Annotated in this window: 16 protein-coding genes and 2 pseudogenes; 3 read left to right on the top strand and 15 right to left on the bottom strand. The window is 60.0% G+C overall.

The genetic code is table 11. The features are described from left to right. Positions 1-17: 17 nt before the first annotated feature. The 14 genes and pseudogenes from IHE30_RS13045 to IHE30_RS12980 all read right to left on the bottom strand — a co-directional run bounded on the left by IHE30_RS13045 (position 18) and on the right by IHE30_RS12980 (position 12,860). Positions 18-860: a siderophore-interacting protein gene (locus tag IHE30_RS13045; protein ID WP_337691186.1), complete on the bottom strand. Its 843-nt coding sequence runs from the start codon at positions 858-860 to the stop codon at positions 18-20. Then, the gene (locus IHE30_RS13040) at positions 857-1,543 is read right to left on the bottom strand and encodes a PadR family transcriptional regulator (RefSeq protein ID WP_337691184.1); all 687 of its coding nucleotides are present in this window, start codon (positions 1,541-1,543) and stop codon (positions 857-859) included. The genes IHE30_RS13045 and IHE30_RS13040 overlap by 4 nt, the downstream gene beginning before the upstream one ends. A 192-nt stretch (positions 1,544-1,735) precedes the next feature. Further along, entirely contained in the window at positions 1,736-2,422 is a 687-nt protein-coding gene (locus tag IHE30_RS13035; RefSeq protein WP_337691183.1) for an HAD family hydrolase, read from the bottom strand. Further along, positions 2,419-3,657, bottom strand: a complete 1,239-nt coding sequence (locus IHE30_RS13030) for an MFS transporter (RefSeq protein WP_337691181.1) — start codon at positions 3,655-3,657, stop codon at positions 2,419-2,421. The genes IHE30_RS13035 and IHE30_RS13030 overlap by 4 nt, the downstream gene beginning before the upstream one ends. Continuing rightward, positions 3,650-4,567: an ABC transporter substrate-binding protein gene (locus tag IHE30_RS13025; protein ID WP_337691179.1), complete on the bottom strand. Its 918-nt coding sequence runs from the start codon at positions 4,565-4,567 to the stop codon at positions 3,650-3,652. The genes IHE30_RS13030 and IHE30_RS13025 overlap by 8 nt, the downstream gene beginning before the upstream one ends. A gap of 7 nt (positions 4,568-4,574) precedes the next feature. After that, a pseudogene (locus IHE30_RS13020) lies at positions 4,575-4,972 on the bottom strand (hypothetical protein). A 14-nt stretch (positions 4,973-4,986) separates the two neighbouring features. After that, the gene (gene mtnP, locus IHE30_RS13015; protein WP_337691178.1) at positions 4,987-5,880 is read right to left on the bottom strand and encodes an S-methyl-5'-thioadenosine phosphorylase; all 894 of its coding nucleotides are present in this window, start codon (positions 5,878-5,880) and stop codon (positions 4,987-4,989) included. Then, positions 5,877-6,992 carry a fatty acid desaturase family protein gene (locus IHE30_RS13010; protein WP_337691176.1) on the bottom strand — a complete coding sequence of 372 codons (1,116 nt, stop codon included), beginning with the start codon at positions 6,990-6,992 and terminating at the stop codon, positions 5,877-5,879. Before IHE30_RS13010 ends, mtnP begins: the two co-directional genes overlap by 4 nt. Continuing rightward, positions 6,985-7,695, bottom strand: coding sequence for an HAD family hydrolase (locus IHE30_RS13005; RefSeq protein WP_337691174.1), 711 nt, complete (start codon positions 7,693-7,695; stop codon positions 6,985-6,987). The genes IHE30_RS13010 and IHE30_RS13005 overlap by 8 nt, the downstream gene beginning before the upstream one ends. Further along, positions 7,692-9,074: an NAD(P)/FAD-dependent oxidoreductase gene (locus tag IHE30_RS13000; protein ID WP_337691173.1), complete on the bottom strand. Its 1,383-nt coding sequence runs from the start codon at positions 9,072-9,074 to the stop codon at positions 7,692-7,694. Before IHE30_RS13000 ends, IHE30_RS13005 begins: the two co-directional genes overlap by 4 nt. Further along, positions 9,055-10,161 (bottom strand): DegT/DnrJ/EryC1/StrS family aminotransferase, encoded by a 1,107-nt coding sequence (locus tag IHE30_RS12995; protein ID WP_337691172.1) that lies wholly within the window; start codon positions 10,159-10,161, stop codon positions 9,055-9,057. Before IHE30_RS12995 ends, IHE30_RS13000 begins: the two co-directional genes overlap by 20 nt. Then, entirely contained in the window at positions 10,158-10,676 is a 519-nt protein-coding gene (locus IHE30_RS12990) for an NUDIX hydrolase (protein ID WP_337691171.1), read from the bottom strand. Before IHE30_RS12990 ends, IHE30_RS12995 begins: the two co-directional genes overlap by 4 nt. Beyond that, entirely contained in the window at positions 10,673-11,794 is a 1,122-nt protein-coding gene (locus IHE30_RS12985; RefSeq protein WP_337691169.1) for a DegT/DnrJ/EryC1/StrS family aminotransferase, read from the bottom strand. The genes IHE30_RS12990 and IHE30_RS12985 overlap by 4 nt, the downstream gene beginning before the upstream one ends. Then, positions 11,784-12,860: a Gfo/Idh/MocA family protein gene (locus tag IHE30_RS12980; protein WP_337691167.1), complete on the bottom strand. Its 1,077-nt coding sequence runs from the start codon at positions 12,858-12,860 to the stop codon at positions 11,784-11,786. The genes IHE30_RS12985 and IHE30_RS12980 overlap by 11 nt, the downstream gene beginning before the upstream one ends. A gap of 1,072 nt (positions 12,861-13,932) precedes the next feature. On the opposite strand from IHE30_RS12980, the gene IHE30_RS12975 reads away from it, so the two are divergent. Next, positions 13,933-14,172 (top strand): hypothetical protein, encoded by a 240-nt coding sequence (locus tag IHE30_RS12975; RefSeq protein WP_337691165.1) that lies wholly within the window; start codon positions 13,933-13,935, stop codon positions 14,170-14,172. 70 nt (positions 14,173-14,242) lie between these two features. Further along, a complete protein-coding gene (locus tag IHE30_RS12970) occupies positions 14,243-15,031 on the top strand; it encodes an OBAP family protein (protein WP_337691163.1) in 789 nt (262 codons plus the stop codon). A gap of 262 nt (positions 15,032-15,293) precedes the next feature. Here IHE30_RS12970 and IHE30_RS12965 read toward each other — a convergent pair. After that, a pseudogene (locus tag IHE30_RS12965) lies at positions 15,294-16,199 on the bottom strand (LysR family transcriptional regulator). A gap of 97 nt (positions 16,200-16,296) precedes the next feature. Between IHE30_RS12965 and IHE30_RS12960 the strand changes: the two are divergent. After that, positions 16,297-17,601, top strand: coding sequence for a CitMHS family transporter (locus tag IHE30_RS12960; RefSeq protein ID WP_337691161.1), 1,305 nt, complete (start codon positions 16,297-16,299; stop codon positions 17,599-17,601). Positions 17,602-17,606 lie beyond the last annotated feature (5 nt).

The following is a 17,606-nucleotide window of genomic DNA, read 5'->3' as shown; positions in this document are numbered from 1 at the left end:
GGGCACGATGCAGATCGTCAACCGTCGATCGTCTCGTGCACCGCTGCGGTACCGCGCCGCCAATAGCTGGCCGCGCGGATCCGGGACTTCGGTACCCTGCGCTCCTCCACCAAGTGCTGGCGTACTGCGCGCGCTACACTGGCCTCGGCTGCCACCCAAACGTAGCCATCGCCGTCTGGCAGATACGTATTCCGTACCGCGCGTAACAACGCGCCGCCGTCGGGTCCCGCGCAGTCGCGATAGCACCACACTGCATGCAGTTGCGCGCGGGTCTTGAGGTCGATGCACGACGCCGCGTCCGCTACCTCGAGCACGGTGGCCACCCGAGTATCGGTGGGTAACTCTTCAAGCCGCCGCGAAATGGCTGGCAGTGCGGTATCGTCGCCGATTAGTACATGCCAGTCGAAGCCGGTTGGAATGACCAGCGAGCCTCGTGGTCCGCCGACGCCGAGCCATTGTCCCGGTTGCGCCTGCTTTGCCCATGCAGATGCGGGGCCGGCATCGTGCAGCGTGAACTCTAGATCCAATTCACCTTCGTGCCGATCGTAGCGCCGGGGCGTATAGTCGCGTGCCGGGGAGCGCGGATGATGCTCCAGGAACACGACGCCATCCGCTCCCACGGTGGGTAGCAGGGGTTTATCCATGCCGGGTAAGGGGAAAAACACCTTGACGTGGTCGTCGAACGAGGCAGAGACGAAATCATGTAGATCGTCGCCGACCAGCGTCACACGCACGAGCGTCGGCGTGATTTGTCGCACGCGCTGCACGCGCAGCAGACGAAACTTCAACGGATGACGAACGCGTGTCACGGTGCGCTCCGGGTGGTCCCGGACTGTTATGTTGTCCTGATCAGATGTCATCGGCTTGCCTCCGGCTTGTGCTCGATTTCGGCGACCGCGCGCATCAGGATGGCTGCAATGCGCCGCTGCTCATCCGGTGGTAGGTTATCGCGACGATACAGCGCCTGCTTCAATGCAAGGCGGGCCTCGTTGAATTCCGGCAGCCACGCCGGACTACCCGACATGTCGTCGCCCTCCCCACCGGCGAAGAAGCGGCGGATCATCTCCATCTTGCGACCGATGTGCTGCAGCTTGGCGAGCAGTAGGTCTGCGCGCTCCCGGTTGGCGTCAAGATAGTCGCGCCCGGGGTCCGCCAATATGTACCGCTTGCGGTTGCCTTCCAGCTGGACCGTGACGTAGCCAAGCTCCTCGAGGTAGGTCAGGGACGGATACACCATGCCTGGGCTTGGGCTGTAGTAACCGTTGGAGCGGGCATCCAGTGCCTTGATCAACTCGTAGCCATGGCTGGGCTGTTGCGCGATTAGCGCGAGCAGCAGCAACTGCAGGTCGTCGGACGAGAATTTGCGTCCGCGCGACATGCTTTCGTCGTCGCCGAAGCCGCTACCGCCCCAGGACGAGCTACCACCGCCGTGTCGCCGGTGACCGTGCCGACCCATCGCGTAACGTGGCACGGCCACCGGTATGCAATCGTCCCAAGAACGCAGACTGCGTGGCCCATCGCGGAAAAGAGAAAAATGACGCATCGATTTCTCCAATAGGATCTTAAGATATATCTAAAGATATGGGTCTTTAGATATATTGTCAAGGTCATGGAGGTAAAAGACCTAGTGGTCCAATTTCCGCAATCGCTAAAGATCGATGCCGTTCGCCAAGGCGGCATGTGGGTGACGGCTCACAGCCCACAGTCCACAGCCCACAGTCGTGCCGAGCGTCATTCACCGGTTGGTAGCGTCGTGCTGGGCGTTGATCTGGTGTGTTAACCGATCCCAAAGGCGTTGATCTTCAAAATTCCGAATCACATCTTGTGCGCCGGCTTCCCGAAGCCTGTCTTCGCTCAATGCGGTCGATATCCCGAACGTAAAGATACCGGCCGAGCTTGCGGAACGCACACCCGCCGCCGAATCTTCGAACGCGAATGCATGGTCGGCGTTTCCGCCTAGCCGTTCCAGCGCCGTCGTGTAGGGCAGTGGATGCGGTTTGCTGTGCGTCAGTTCGCTCCCGATCACGAGCGTGTCGAATCGTGTAGCGAGTTCGAGTGCGTTCAGCATCATCGTTGCATTCTTGCGCGGCGCGTTTGTCACGACGGCGAGCCGGATGCCGAACCGATCCGCGAAGTCGAGAATGCGCTGTGTGCCGGCAGTCGGAGTCAGCCTATTCCCAAGCTGCATGCGAAACAGTCGCTCCTTTTGGCTCGCGAGCTTCGTATATTCCGTGGCTGGCATGCCTGGAAACAGTCTGCTGAAAATCATGTCGTCCGGAAAACCCATCACATGCCTCTGGTAATAGTCGAGGTCGATGGATCGGTTCCAACGCGCGAGCAGTGTGTTATACGCGTTCAGTTGCAGCGCGTCAGTGTCGACCAACGTGCCGTCCAGATCAAACAGTAGGGTTAGCGCGGTCATTGGGCAGGGTCTCCATTTGTGGTGCCGCAGTGGTCAGTTTTGGCGTGGGTGCGCAGAATCGGTAGAAGTGGCAGCATCAACAGCGGATACGCGATTAACGTGGCGAATGAAGTCCGTACCCCAATCTCTTCCGATAACATGCCGAGCAGGAACGGTGCAATCAACAACGCGATGCCGACCCCCTGCGAAGCGCACGCGCTCAGCGATGCACCCGCGCCGGGTGCCGCACGCATGGCCGCGCCGAGGATCAGCGGAAAGAAGTTACCCAGGCATACGCCGAGCATAGCCATGACGCATGCTGTGACCCCTATGCCACGCGTCGCGTGTAGCGCGGCGAATGTGACGACCGCGCCGGGCGTGATGGCCAAGAGCAGCGTGAGTGGCTGCATCGCCCGCAGCAGGTAACTACTGGCCAAGCGCCCCCCCACGGTGCCGCCGAAGTAAACGGTCATTAACGCCGCAGCCGTCGCGGCGTTGCCAGTGACCATTTCCTTCAAGTATTCGGCCCCCCAGAATCCGACGCCCCATTCGGCCGAAATGGCCAGGATCACCAGCGCCCAAAGGCCAAAGCGCAGCATGCTGGGGACATTCGCGGTATCCGGCGCCGGCACACCAGTGTTTGCCGCGTGCCGTTCCGGTTCGTCTTGACGGTACGCAGCGAACGGCAATGCGGCGAGCAGTAGTGCAGCGACCGCTATGGCGGTCGGAGCCGAGCGCCACGACCATCCGAGCGATGTCAAGCCGCCGACCAGCAGCGCACCGCCGAGCACGCACAGGCTAGCGGCGACATGCGCTTCGACGAGCCTTGAGGCGGCGCGCGCTCGATAGCGTGCTCCAAGCTTGGCCTGGCCGGTGGTCATCAAAAGCCCGCCTGAAATGCCCATCAGCGTGCCGGCGAGCAGTGTGATCGGCAGTGCACGCGCGATGGCCAGCAGGCCACTCGCCACGGCGACCGCCAGAATCGCGATTTGTCCGATGCCAGTGGACAATCGTCGGTGCCTGAGCCAATGGTATGGCAGGCCGATCGATGCGAGTCCGAGCGCGTAAGCGGCAAAATGCAAACCGACGGCACGCAGGTCAAAGCCGAATTCGGCACGCACGAACGGCATTGCGGGCCCGAGCATCCCCTGTTGCAAACCGTACAAGCCGAACAGCAGGTAGATGGCCCACGGACGGTGAACGTCGTGGACGGATGAGCCGTTGGCATCTGCTTCGCTTGTAGACCGTTCAGTCATAGTGAGCCTGCTGGGTAAATAGCGTGTGCCATTGCGCGGTACGGTCGCCCTTCGAGCGGCCGGCGTCGGCCACGTTCAGTGCGGTCAAGCCCCGCATCGTTTCGTTCGGGTCCGGTGTATCGCCGAGCACGACTTTGCCATAGCGCCGCGCGATTGCCGCCGCGTCGCTAGATAACATCCATGAGAGCGCCCGTTGTGCAAGTTCCGCCCGAGGCGAGCCCGCGCGGCAGCCGAACACTTCATGCTCGTAACGGCAGGCATCGCGTGGCACGAGCCATCGCAAGGCCGGGTACGCGCGTGCCGCGCGTGTCGCTGCTGTCGATACCGTGGCGGCGATCCATGCACGTCCTGCGAGTACGTCGTCGATTGGTGCGGTGGACGATGCAACGATTGACGGACGCAGTTTCGCGACGGCGGCGAGCGTCTGCCACGCCGAATCGGGACGGCACTCGAGGAGCGCGCTCAGATGAAGATAGCCGGCGCCGGATCGTGCTGGATCGGGTAACGTGATGCGGTTGCACCAGATCGGCGCGGCCAACGCTGCCCACGAAGCCGGGGCGGCAAGCCGATGATCGGCCAGCGCCGTTGCGTCGTAGCAAAAAACAGGAACGAAGCCCGACGGACTGAACGCGCGGCGGTTGGTGTCGATGGCACCGCGCGGCAGGCTTGAAAAATTGATCCGGTCCAGCGGCCCGAGCCGCACCACGATCGCCGAATCGAGCAACGCGGTAGCGGCGGTTCCGAGCAGCAGATCCCACTTGGGCGCGTCGTCGCCGCGCAGGCGTTCGGTGAGTTCGGCGGTTGACCAACGCAGCAGGCGGATTGGCACGCCGACGTGCGCCGACATGCCGGCGATGAATTCGGCAAGCTCCGCATGCTCCATCGAGCTGACGGCAAGCAGTTCGTCCATAATGGCGTCAATCCATGAGGCAATGAAGTTTCGCGTACTGCAGGAGCATGATCGTCTTGCCGTCGGTGATCTCGCTCGAATCGATCATGGCGAGTGCTGGATGCAGGCCAACAGCTCGTCGCGGGCGAGCAGACCCGCGCAGGTCTTGGACAGCATTCCGTCGTGTTCGTTGACGAACGCTGGGAAGCGAAACTGCCGTGTCAGGATGACGGTTTGCTTCGCCTGGTTGTAGAGCAGTAGCATCGCGCGGTTGCCGCGGTCGTAGGTTTCACGCGACTGGCTTGGCCACGCGCCGTCACGCCGCTGGTAGTTGAATGTTGTGTTGCGCAGCACGTACCAATCGTCGGACAGCACTTGAACTTTTTTGATGCGTACGCGATCGTGCGTTGGAATAGCATCTTTCAAGGCATCCTCTCCGTTCATTGAGACAGCAATTTGGCTGCGCGGGGAGAAACCGTCGCAAGGCGTTCGATCATCCCAGGGTCGCGGTGGGCGAGCGCGGTCATGACCGCGGTATCAAGCGCCCGGTCGCAGCCGCACGGGCACGCGCCGCGATGCGAGCCGAGCCGCGTGACTGCGTCGGTGAAAAGGCGGGTTGCCGATGCGTTGACGTCGTGCATCCGCTGAGCGACGAGCGTCGCGTTTACTGCGTCGTGCTCATCGTCCCAGCAATCAAAGTCGGTCGGAATCGCGACGAGCGCATAGCAAAGTTCGGCTTCCCGCGCGAGTTTTGCTTCCGGCATGGCTGTCATGCCGATCACCGTGCCGCCCCACTGCCGATACAGGTTCGACTCGGCTCGCGTCGAAAACTGCGGACCTTCCATCACAACGTAGGTGCCGCGTTGCCGCACATCTACACCGAGCGCGGCCGCGCTATCGGCAAGCGTTGCGCGCATCCGGGCGCAGACCGGCTCCCCGAACGGCACGTGACCGACTAGGCGCTGTCCGAAAAACGTTTTGTCGCGCTGTATCGTCCGGTCGATGAACTGGTCGATCAACACGAACGTGCCGGGCGGCGCCTCATGTGTCAGGCTGCCGACCGCGCTCATCGACAGCAGTTGCGTGCAGCCGAGCGCGCGCAGCGCCGCTATGTTCGCGCGGACGTTGATCAACGATGGCGGGATCGTGTGTCCGGGCCCATGCCGCTGGATGAAGGCGATTGGCACACCGCCGAGCGTGCCGAGCATGACGGGCGACGACGGCGTGCCGAACAGCGTGTCGAATTCGACGGTTTCTACATGCTGTAATCCGGCCAGATCCTGGAAGCTACTTCCTCCGATGATGCCGATTCGCGGTGTTTGTTCGTGCGTCACATTCCACCTCCCGTTTGGGGTATCGATGATTCTCGCCGGCTCTGTACAAGGCGGTCGTACAGTTCGGACAACGCGCTCGGCGCATTGCCTCTGCGCACCAGCAACCCTTCGCTTGCATTCGCCGTATAGCGCGGCTCGTGAACTTTCAGATGACGGTCGATTGCAGGCAAGTAATTCCATCGCACCCCTGGGTACAGCGAGTGGACCAAGTGATAGGCATCGGAGGTCGGCGCAATGAACACGCGCACCAGCCACCCAGTCCATCCGAAATAGTCTGTTGGGCGGCCCGCGAGATACTCAAGCTCGAGCCGATCGCGCGTCGGGCCGTCAACGAACCAGCGGTGTTCCGTCAACAGCGAGACCCACGCGAACACCGGATACGATGTGATGAGCGGCGCGAGCCAGCCGAATACCACACCCTTCCAGCCACCGGCCCAGTACAGCACGGCCATCGTTGTGGCGAGCGTGATCAAGCGTGCGGCCGTGGTCACGCGCGAATGATTCAGCATGCTGTTGCGCGCCATCGTCGCGACGTTGGCCCACGCTCCTTTCGGCGTGATGGGATACAGCAGTCGTGCATAGAATTCGAGCGGCGACAGGCCGTTCGTGTAGCCGCCTGCCGCGACGCGTGCTCGGTTCGGATCGAGTTTGGGATGATTCGGATGACGATGATGTTCGACGGTGTGTGTTTGGTGGCGGCTGTGCATATCGCGCTTAAACATTGGAAACTGGTAGAACATGTCGCTCAGCCACCACTGCCAGGCGTGCGATCGGCACAGCGCGAAATGCACGGCGTTGTGACCAAATTCCTGCAGCGCGCGCATCCGTCCACCGCTCCACAGCACGACGCCCAGCCACGCGATGGGCCACGGACACCGCTGCGCAAGCATCACGGCCGCGACGATGTCTAGCCAGGTCCAGATGAACGGGAGCGGCGCGAGCCACGCGTCGAGGGGCCGGTAATAGCTTTCCTTGTGGCCCTGCAGCCGTGGCAGCAGGCGCAGAAGGCGCAGCACCCGCGTACTGTCGCGGTAGTACCATGCGACGATCGCGCGCATGGTGAGGGCAGTCACCACCACGGCGAGGACTGCCGGATTGAGAAAATCAGTCATGTTCAACGCTCCTATCGTTGCTATCGGTCGACCACCTGCACGTCAGATGCTTGAGCAATTCACCGAGCCCACCGTACACTGGTGCGCCGCTGCGAAGTAGCCGGCTGGCATCATGATGGCCCGTCGACACGAGAGCGGGTCGCCAGCCGACCGCATACGCGACGTCGTAATCGTGCGTTGTGTCACCGACGTATAGCGTCCGGTCCGGGCGCAGAGCCAGTGTCCGCATCAATTGCATTGCCTCGTCCAGCTTGCTGCTCGCACGGTTGTGCGAGAGGCCCACGACGTGCTCGAAACGGTCGTGCAGGCCTTTTGCGTCGAGCGTGCCACGCAGGATGTCGTGATGCGAAGCAGACAGAATCGATAGGCCGACGCCGGCCGCGCGCGCTGTGTCGAGCAGATCGAGAACGCCGTCGTGCAGCGCGCATTGCGCAACGTTTGCGTCGAAGCATTCGAGATAGTGTTCGACGATTGTCGCGAACGGCGTGCGTGCGAAGTCGAAGCCGAGCGCCTGATAAAAGCCGGCGATCGGAAAATCGAACAATGCTCTATAGCGGTCGCGTGTCACCGGCGTGACACCGAATCGCTCGCCGCAGCAATTGACGGCGCGTACTGCGAGATCGATGTCGTCGATTAACGTGCCGTTCCAATCGAGCACGATGTGTTCGATGCGCGTGGGAACCAAATCAGTGGCGTGTGTCATCTGAGTGAGCGGGGCAGAAGGGTGTCGAGCACGATGCGGGTCGCAATGGCTGGCGAATACAGCCGGCTTGGCGGCGTCACGAGATTCGTCACGCCGATTTGGGTTTCGAGCGCGCGGCGGTTGCGGCCCGATACGCGCCCCAGTCCCGCACCATACCAATGGTGCAAGCGCGTGCGCCAGCTGCGTTCGCCGAGCGTCTCTGAAAACCGGAGATCCTCGGTCGTCGCCATATGCCACGCGTCATCGACGATTCCGCACAGCAGCCGCTGTACGTCGCGCCATGCCAATGCGTCTGCGAGTGCCGCATCGAGGTGGCGATCAATGCATTCGGCCTCGAGCGCGCAGAGCGTCATCCCTTGGCTGTATAACGGATTCATGCTGCTTAGCGCATCGCCAATGACGAGCAATCCGGCCGGCCAATGTGCGATCCGGTCGTAGTGTGCGCGCCGGCTGCCCGGCATTTGGAACGTCGCGACGTCCGACAGCGGCTCGGCAGCGCGGATCACATTGTGGATGTCCGGCACGGGTAGCGAGGCGAGCGCGTCAAGAAATTCGGTCGGATCGCTGCTGGGAAAGTGTCCGAACCACCCGCCTGTCGTGACCATCCAGCGTTCTGCTTCGATGGGGCTGATGACGCCCATCGCGCGTTGCTGGGGTGCGTTCGGCAGGACAAGCAGTACCTGCCATTGTGTGGCCAAGGCCGGGATACGACGATAGATGCGTGACGCATAGCCGAGTTCGGTCTTGACGATGCTCGTCTTGACGTCGCCGAACCCCGCTTCGCGCAGCCATTCCGGCATCCGCGTGCCACGGCCGCTCGCATCGACGACGATATCGGCCGCAACGAAGCGTTCACCGAGCGTCGCATCGTCGGCGATCCACACGCCGTTGACCGAGCGCATGCTACTCGTTGCCACGAAACTGACACGCGTTACGCGCGAGCGGGACAAGACTTCGACACCCGGCGTTTGCGCGATGTGGCGGCGCAACTGATTGTCAATGAGCCTTCGGCTGCAATAGTGCGCGTAGATGCCGCTGCGATACCGGTTTTTCCATTGACCCGCTTGAAACCATTTGACGTCGTGACCGAGATCAGCGACGAGTGCGCCGTTGCGTTCCAGTGCCGCCAGGAACCCTGGAAAAATGCGTTCAATAATTTGCTTGCCGCGCAGCAATAACAGATGGACGTGATGCTCTTGGGGCACACTACGGCGCGGTCCCGACTCATCAAAGAAGTCGCCCTTTTCGACAAGTGTCACGTGCTGAAAGCGGCGGGCAAGCACCGCCGCCGTCAGGCAGCCAGCAAGGCTGCCGCCGATCACGACTGCGTGGTTTGCACGCCGGGCGCAAACCGTGACGTCATTGTGCGGTGTAGTCATTAAGTACTCCCGCGATGTAATGTAGTTCGTCGTCGGTCAGGTCGGGATGCAGCGGCACCGTCGTCAGCGAGCGCAGCAGGCGCGCAGCGTTCGGGCAGGCCCGGCGATAGACGGCGAGTAGCGGCAGTTCGAACAGCGGACGGTTGTCGTACTTGCCGATGTCGGACGGAATTTGATGCCGCTGCTGGTAGGCGACGAGACGGCGCCCATCATGCCCCAGTGCTTGCAACAATAGTGCGTAGCCGTTCGGCGTGCCGTGCGGTGGAATGGGCAGTTCCCTGAACGCCGAATTGTCGAGCAGCGCAAGCAGCCGCTCCCGGTTGCGCAACCGTGTTGCTAGGTGCGCATGTAGCCGCCGCGAGCGCGCGAGCCCGAGTGCGGCTTGCAGTCCTCCGAGCTTCAGGTTGACGCCCACCGTTTCGCCTGTCAGGTTGCCAAAGCGCGTGTATGCGCGAATGCGTTGCGCGCGTGCGTCGTCGTCGGTCATGACAAAACCGCCTTCGCCGGTCGACAGGTACTTGCAACTGTGCGTGCTGAAGCAGCTGATGTCGCCATAGTGCGGCAGCCACCTGTCGTCGAGTTTTGCTAGATGCGCGTGCGCGAGATCTTGAATCAACGGCACGCCGATGTGTCGCAGCAAGGCGAGCGTTCGGTCGGGCCGATTCGGATACCCCCACATCGGCACCTCGATGACCGCGCAGGTCTGCTCGCTAATGCAACGCTGCAAATCCGCCTCATTGAGGCCGAAGCTGTCCGGCGCGACGTCGCAGAACACGGGGCGCAGTCCAAGCGACAGGATGGGCAATACCGTGCAGATCGGACACGTCGGCGCGACGACGACCTCGTCGCCCAGCTGCCAATCGATGCCGGACAGCGCAGCGGTGACTGAAGCAGCGCCCGATGAGACGGCAATCACATGCCGTACGCCGTACGTGGTGGCTAGCATGGCCTCGTAGTCCTCGACGATCTGCGCGGTGCCCGACAGTCCTGTGTGCAGTGCGCGCGTCAGCTCGACGATGTCTTCCGGCGAGTCGTGCAAGCATGTCTCGGTAATCCGGCGCGGCGCCGTTTCGGTAGCGTTCATCATGTGATCACCTCTTCGTTCACCAGGCGCCATGCGGCTTTGTCGCGGAATAGGCGGTGCACGAGACGCCGGAAGTTCGGGAACATGCGCAGCCCGCTCGTCTGCTCGTATGTGAAGAAGTGCGCGCGCTCGTTTTTCCGCTGGACCGGACACGCACGGGCGGCGGTTACGCACAGATAGACGAGGTCGATGTGGTAATGTGGCTCACGCGTGTCGTCAATAAATTCGCACAGCACTTGGTATGGTCGGCGCAACACCGTGACGTCTGCGTCCGGATCGGCGAGCCGAGCGTCCGTCTTGCCGATGAGCGTTGCGCGAATGCCTGTTTCTTCGTCGATCTCGCGCAGTACGGCCTGGTCGGGCGTCTCGGTCCGCTCGATGTGGCCACCGGGATAGAGCCACACGCCGAGCTTGCGATGCTGCAGCAGCAGAAGCTCCCGATGCCGGTTCATCACCAGCCCCGACGCGGTGAAATGCCGTTCCAGCAACGCTCGGCCATGAGGGACGTGAGTGGTCATACCGCTTCATACCGGTTGATGCAGGCCGCGATGTAGTCGAGTTCGTCGACCGTGATGCCGGGATGCACGGGTATCGTCGTCATGCCGGCGAGCAGCGCCTGCGCGTTCGGACACGCGGTGCGGTACTGCTCGAGCGCGGGGAACTCGTACAGTGCCTTGCAGCCGTATCGCTTGATGTCCGACGGCACGCCGAGATCGTCGAGATAGTCAATGAATGCCGCATTGTTGGCAAAGTGCAACTCGAGATTGAGAAAGTAGTAGTTCGGCACGCCGCCCGCGACGATCGTCTTTTCTCGTACTTGCGGATGATGGATGCGCTCGAGCAGATAACGCGCATTCTCGCGACGTTTGTCGATCTGCGCGGCGAGCGACTGCAGCCGGCTCTTGCCGAGCGCGGCAGGTAGCGCCGCAAGCTTGTAGTTCAGGCCGAAGTCCTTGCCATTCAGATTTCCGAAGCGGCTGTAATCGCGGCTACGTTTTGCGAGCGTGTCGTCGTCTGTCAGCAGAAATCCTCCCTCGCCCGTCGCGAGCAGCTTTCGCTCATGCGTGCTGAAGCACGACACGTCGCCGAAATGCGACAACGGTTGGCCATGCAGAGTTGTGCCGTGCGAGTGTGCGAGGTCGAGGATCAGTTTGATGCCTAGCTCACGCGTGATGGCCTGGAGCGCGTCGACTTCGGTTGGATATCCCCACATCGGAATATCGATCAGCGCGCGCACGCGCGGCGTCATGCTCGCATGGACGCAGTCCGGGTCGGCGCAGAAACCGTGCACGCGCGTATCGACAAACACGGGGGTCGCACCCGCGGCGATGATCGGATAGACTGTGCACAGTGGGCAGCTCGGCGTGAGCAGCACGTCGTCGCCTGGCCCAACGCCAACCGCGTGCAGCGCGACGCTTAGTGCAGCTCCACCCGATGACAGCGCGACGGCATGCCGGGCACCGAACCACCCGCCAAGCGCTTGCTCGTATTCGGTTACAACGTCGCTCGTGCCCGACAGTGAACGTGCGAGTGTTGCCTGCAGCGTGTCGACGTCTTCCGGATAGACCACTCGATACTTGTCCGAGACTGTGCGGCGCGCGGGGACCGATGTGTTGACGCTGAGATCAGAGGACATTGGATACGACTCCCGGATTGGCGGTGGATGTGGCATGAAGCGTTTGCAGTGCGAAGTTTTTCGTGCCGCAGACGTCTTGCGAATCGGCGGCGCAAATCTGTTCGATGACTCGATAGGTGGGCAGCAGGCTTTCGAAATTCGCGCTGAACGTTCCCCGCTTGCGGACGGCTTCAAAGAATTCAAATAGTTCACCATAGTAACCGCTTCGCTCGTATCCGGAATCGAGCGGACCTGGCTGCCACGCGCCGCGCCAGCGCTTCGCTGCACCAGTCGCGCGCGTGCCGTGCTCGGGTTCGTGCACTGTGATGTTCCACAGGTTGTCGAGTTCGATCATCATCGAAGTCGAGCTGACGATCTTCATGTCGAACTCGAAGTACGGAAACATCGTGCCGCACAAAAGGCTTGCTGTCGTGCCGGATGAAAAGACCAGCTCGGCATTGACGATCAGTGAGTCGTCATAGCGCTGCACTCGCGATCGGATGTCGGTCAACTCGCCACCACCGAATGTGATGCCCAGATCGATCGTATGGATTGCCTGCGCGAGCAGGAACGAGCGCAGTGTCGAATCTAGGCCCCACAGGGGTGCTCGAGGCTTGCTCGCATAGTGATTGAGCTGGATGTGCAACGTGCGACCGAATGGTTCAGCCTGCGTCATGTCGCGTAACTGCCGTACAGGCTTTGCGAATTTAAAATTCATGCCGACACCTGTTATGACGCCGCTTTGACGATTCGCCAGGACGAGTGCTTCAAGTTCGTCAAGTGTGATGCATGGAGGCTTTTCGACGAAGACATCGATGCCCGCGCGCATCGCTTGTAATGCAATGTCGCGATGTGCCTGAGGCGGGCAGGCGAGCACGAGTGCATCGGGCTTGACAAGCGTGAGTAACTCATCGACGCTGCTTGCGACAGGAACATCGGATAGGAAGCGATGAATTTGCGCGGCGCGGGGAGCAGCGATATCGCATACGCCAACGATGCGGACATTGGGCATCTGCAGCAACGTGGGTAACAGGTTTTCTTGCATCTGTGCGCCTAGGCCCACGATGCCAATTTGGATTGCAGTCATCAAGCGTCTCCACTAATTTAATTAGGTAGTTAAATTAATTGTTGAGGTTGCAAAAAATCGCTTCATAAAATCGGTTGCCTGTGCAGATAAAGAATATCGTCTGGATAAGGAAACAACAGTGGAGCGGTGTCGCGTTAACCCTAACGTTTTGCCACGAAAGGTGCCTGCTGTTTGCTTATCCGACTACTGGATTATGTGTGTGTGACAGTATCAAGAGGAAAAGTCACGGTCAAACTTTTTTGAGGATACGAAGAATCTATTCTTTTAGCGAGGTTGCTGGGGATAATCTTTTAGGGTTCCGCGAAGCGCAAAGAAGAAAGTAGAAGAAAGACAGCTGTTTTGAAGTAAGAATTGTTTGGCTTGTTTTTTAAATAGCGCAGTAGTTGAGTAAATACTCGGATTAATCTTGATCGGGCGATTGTTCCCCAAAAATTTAATTGAATTGTGAAATTATTTAATACGGGGTCGGAGTAATCTATTTGGCAAGAAAACCGCAGGATCCAGTTGCGCAGCTAAATCACAAAGTATCGTGCGGCGTGGGTGACATGAAGCGGATTCATGGGCTCGCTGAACTGTGGAAGACCCGTTGCCGCGCATCTGGTTACGAGAGTATGGGTACACAATCTGCGCCGAAACCCTAGTGCAGCGCGTGGCGCAGGTATTCAACATAGACGGGCACCGCGCGGCACATAAAAGCTGTACAGGTGTAGCGCAATGATTCGGTTGCCGAACGGTGTTGCATGTTTCACCAGCAATGGCCACGTCGCTCGGGAATTTTTGCAACGTATCGAAACCGGATGGATGTAAAAGACCTAGCGGTCCAATTTCCGCAATCGCTAACGATTGATGCCGTCCGCCAAGGCAGCATGTGGGTGACGGCCCTCAACCCTCAACCCTCGGCGGTCGGCGGTCGGCGAGCGCCGGCGTTGCTTTTCATAGCAGTGTAGTGGCCATGGCAACAGGGCATCGCAGCGATTGATCGATCCGGCACCGAGCTGCCACATAGCGGCATGCGGTTTGCTCTCTACAAGGACGCGCGCTGTCGCGGCGCGCCTGTTGAAGGAGACCCACAATGAAACATCGCGATGCTGCCGATCGCGCCGACCCTGCTATGCGACAACCCGCAGCGGGTGAGGGTGAGGTGACCAGCGACAAGGATGGCAAGGTGCACCAAAAAGGCCATGGCAACATGGATGAAACGATGATTCCGCAGAAACCGGAACCGGACCGGGGCCCATACCAGCCGCCGCCAGGGCATCTCGATAATCCAAAGGACGTCGAGCCACGTAGCGGTGGCGACTTGTCGGCATGATGCCTTCGCCACATACCGGTTTTTAGCTTGGGGGCCACGCGGCCCGATTCACATATAACGGGGGTGATTGATGAAGCAACCTGCAATCTGCGCGTGCCGCCGAGCGTTCACGTCATCAGCGCTCAAGATTGCGCTGACTTCCGCGGTTGGCGTATCGGCGTCGTCTGCGCGTGCTGACGAGGACCACGGCACGCCCGTGCCTGGGGCAAAGCTGTCGCCGCGAAGTCGCGTGCTCGATACGGGCGCACGGCTGTTGCAGAAAAAACGGCCTGTTGACGCAATGAGCGCATTCCTAAACGGCTTTCATTTTTATGCGGATGACATGGGCCGGCAGGTCGAGGCCTATCATTACTGCACGCATCTGACAGAAGACTTCCATCAATGCGTGATCTACGATTCGGATGCGCCGGATGCGAAGCTGATTGGTATCGAATACATTATCAGCGAGCGTATATTTCGCACGCTGCCTGACGAGGAGCGACGGCTATGGCATAGCCACCACTACGAGGTGCGTTCCGGACAGCTTGTGGCGCCGGGCATTCCGGAGCAAGCTGAGCACGCGCTGATGGCGCAACTTGTCAATACGTATGGCAAGACCTGGCATACGTGGCAGATCGATCGAGATCACGCGCTGCCGCTTGGCATCCCTCAATTGATGATGAGTTTCACGAATGACGGGCAACTTGACCGTGCGCGCGTGCAGGCGCGTGATGAGCGGTTCGGCGTATCTACTGACGCGCTACGTCAGCGCCGTGCCGATCTGCCGCAGCCCAGGCCGGTTGTCGGCGCTAACGCGTGGCAAGAGGGCAGCACGCTGCAGCTTGCGGCGGCTGAGGTCAAGGTCAAAATGCCGCGTTGAGCGGCGTGCACATCGGCTGACAGGCGGGCGAGGATGACCGCGCATGCTAGAGAAAAGGCCCAAAAGACAGCGGACTTTCGCCGCGAAAAGTGCCATCGATCGACGCATGTGTCGGCCGGCAAGCCAATCCCGACATGCCCGCATTGCGGCAATGATACGTACAGCGATACGTACAGCGAGCGCACGCACCCCGCATGATCAGCAGGCCTTTGGCGTTTCTGTCGATCCGTACTGGCCAAGGTAGGCCGACTGCCGGCCCGGCCTACGCCGATGTTGCACCGCCGTTGAGCTTGCGTCGCAATGCCGATACAAATCGCTCTGTTACAGGTGGCAGAGTACGGCCTCGCATTTTGACCAGCGCAATCGGACGGACAAACGCCTCGTCTGCGATGGGCCGCACTACAAGTCCTGGCTCGGCCAGGATCTCGCGCGCATTGCCGGGTAAGATCGTTATGCCTAGTCCGCTGCGCACCATTGCGACGGCCGTCATGATGTACGTTGGCTCGCACGAAATGTTCGGCGTTGAACTGGCGTTGGCTAGCGCGGCATCGACGATCGCACGCACGCTGGTGCCTTGCGCCGTGAGCACCAGTGGTTCGCTTAGCAGATGGTCCAATTCGAGGTGCTGTCGCCGAGCATGCGGGTGGTCCACCGGAAGCACCGCAATGAGGCGATCGGCGCCGGAACATAAAACCTAGAAAGCGGCGTCGAGCGAGTCTGCACCGGTCAGTCCGATGTCGACCTCCTCACTGCGCACCAATGCGTGAACGGTGCTGGCCACCACGTCGCGCAGATAGAAGTTGACGCGTGGCATATCCGCCCTTAGCTCCCGAATGAGCCCAGGCAGGAGACTGGCGGCAAACACCGGTAAGCAAGCGATCCGCACGACACCGCTCAAATCGTCGCCCAACGTGCGTGCGTCAAGCAGCACCTTTTCCAGGTTATGCAGCGACTGCTTAAGCGCAGGAAGCAATTCACGTCCCGCGGGCGTTAGCGCCACTTTACGACTATTGCGGTCCAGTAGGCGCGTGCCCACCGCCTCTTCCAGCCTGCGAACTTGGAATGTTAGCGCAGGCGCAGACAAATGTAGGTGGGCCGCGGCCAGTGTGAAGCTCCCCGTCTGGGCTACGGTGACAAAGGCTTTGATATAGCGCAGTTTTATATCCATTGTGTTTTTGAATGCTGCGATTAAATTATTTCATTTGATCTATTCAGTGAAGGAAAATATCCTCGATCAAGTTGAATGACGGACCTGGACCCACTACATGTTGCCGCTACTAGGATTCGCTACTATCGTAGTCTTGCTCGCTGTCATCCTTTCGAAGCGAATGTCACCGCTGGTAGCGCTGATTGTGGTGCCCATTGCTGCGTCGTTGATTGGAGGCTTCGGGTGGCAGACCTGCCAGTTCGTGATCGACGGCTTAAGAAACATGGCGCCGGTCGTTGGCATGTTCGTATTTGCGATCCTTTATTTCGGAACGGTCACGGACGCCGGTATGCTTGATCCGATTATCGACCGCATCCTAAGGGCGGTTGGTACGAGGCCAACACGCATTGTCATAGGAACGACACTGCTGGCGTTACTTATCCATCTCGATGGTTCAGGCGCAGTGTGCTTCCTCGTAACTATTCCAGCGATGTTGCCACTTTACGACCGCTTGAAGATGGATCGTCGCGTGTTGGCGGCAGCCGTATCGATGGCGGCGGGAATTAACTTTTTACCGTGGACAGGGCCCACGATCCGTGCATCCGCATCGTTGAATTTGCCTGTTTCGTCGATTTTCAATCCGTTAATACCTGTACAGGCAATTGGGTTGGTTTTCGTCTTTGGTATTGCCTATCTGCTTGGTCGTCGCGAGGAAAAGCGACTTGGATTCACGCGTCTCGCCAATCCAGTACCCATACCTGAGCGCAAGCTTACATCCGACGAAATGAAGGTACGTCGTCCCCAGTATTTTTGGTTCAACGTCGGCCTTACACTATGCGTGCTGGGCACGTTGGTGGTGATGGGAGACAAAGTGCCGCCTGCAATCGTGTTTATGGTCGGGCTATGCATTGCCTTAGTGGTCAACTATCCAAATGTCGACATGCAGCGTAATCGTATAGATGCGCATGCGCGAGCCGCATTGATGATGGCGGGCATTCTACTGGCGGCGGGCGTTTTTACCGGTGTGCTGCAAGGTAGTGGCATGCTCAAGGCGATGGCTCACTCTGCAGTGGGCCTGGTACCGCAAGAGATGGCTAGCCATATCCCTTTTACGCTCGGATTCATCGCCATGCCGCTCAGCATGCTGTTTGATCCTGATTCGTTCTATTTTGGTGTATTACCGGTTGTCGCCGAAGTGGCGGGGCACCTGGGTGTGCCTGCGTTGCAGGTTGCGCAAGCAGCGCTGCTGGGACAAATGACCACGGGATTTCCCGTTAGCCCACTTACGCCTGCTACATTCCTCGTGGTCGGATTGTGTCGTATCGATCTCGCCGATCATCAGAAATTCAGCTTTCCTCTGTTGTTTGGTGCTTCGATTGTCATGACTGTCGCAGCAGTCGTACTAGGCGTTTTCCCCTTGTGAGTGTT

It is taken from the genome of Mycetohabitans sp. B46, from assembly GCF_037389205.1.
Taxonomy (GTDB): domain Bacteria; phylum Pseudomonadota; class Gammaproteobacteria; order Burkholderiales; family Burkholderiaceae; genus Mycetohabitans.
Note: the sequence above shows the minus strand (reverse complement) of the source record. Positions and strands in the feature narration are given on the sequence as shown.

Coding starts and splice junctions, on each gene's coding strand:
- IHE30_RS13045 (WP_337691186.1), bottom strand. CDS start 860: ATGACATCTGATCAGGACAACATAACAGTCCGGGACCACCCGGAGCGC.
- IHE30_RS13040 (WP_337691184.1), bottom strand. CDS start 1,543: ATGCGTCATTTTTCTCTTTTCCGCGATGGGCCACGCAGTCTGCGTTCT.
- IHE30_RS13035 (WP_337691183.1), bottom strand. CDS start 2,422: ATGACCGCGCTAACCCTACTGTTTGATCTGGACGGCACGTTGGTCGAC.
- IHE30_RS13030 (WP_337691181.1), bottom strand. CDS start 3,657: ATGACTGAACGGTCTACAAGCGAAGCAGATGCCAACGGCTCATCCGTC.
- IHE30_RS13025 (WP_337691179.1), bottom strand. CDS start 4,567: ATGGACGAACTGCTTGCCGTCAGCTCGATGGAGCATGCGGAGCTTGCC.
- IHE30_RS13010 (WP_337691176.1), bottom strand. CDS start 6,992: ATGACTGATTTTCTCAATCCGGCAGTCCTCGCCGTGGTGGTGACTGCC.
- IHE30_RS13005 (WP_337691174.1), bottom strand. CDS start 7,695: ATGACACACGCCACTGATTTGGTTCCCACGCGCATCGAACACATCGTG.
- IHE30_RS13000 (WP_337691173.1), bottom strand. CDS start 9,074: ATGACTACACCGCACAATGACGTCACGGTTTGCGCCCGGCGTGCAAAC.
- IHE30_RS12995 (WP_337691172.1), bottom strand. CDS start 10,161: ATGATGAACGCTACCGAAACGGCGCCGCGCCGGATTACCGAGACATGC.
- IHE30_RS12990 (WP_337691171.1), bottom strand. CDS start 10,676: ATGACCACTCACGTCCCTCATGGCCGAGCGTTGCTGGAACGGCATTTC.
- IHE30_RS12985 (WP_337691169.1), bottom strand. CDS start 11,794: ATGTCCTCTGATCTCAGCGTCAACACATCGGTCCCCGCGCGCCGCACA.
- IHE30_RS12980 (WP_337691167.1), bottom strand. CDS start 12,860: ATGACTGCAATCCAAATTGGCATCGTGGGCCTAGGCGCACAGATGCAA.
- IHE30_RS12975 (WP_337691165.1), top strand. CDS start 13,933: ATGAAACATCGCGATGCTGCCGATCGCGCCGACCCTGCTATGCGACAA.
- IHE30_RS12970 (WP_337691163.1), top strand. CDS start 14,243: ATGAAGCAACCTGCAATCTGCGCGTGCCGCCGAGCGTTCACGTCATCA.
- IHE30_RS12960 (WP_337691161.1), top strand. CDS start 16,297: ATGTTGCCGCTACTAGGATTCGCTACTATCGTAGTCTTGCTCGCTGTC.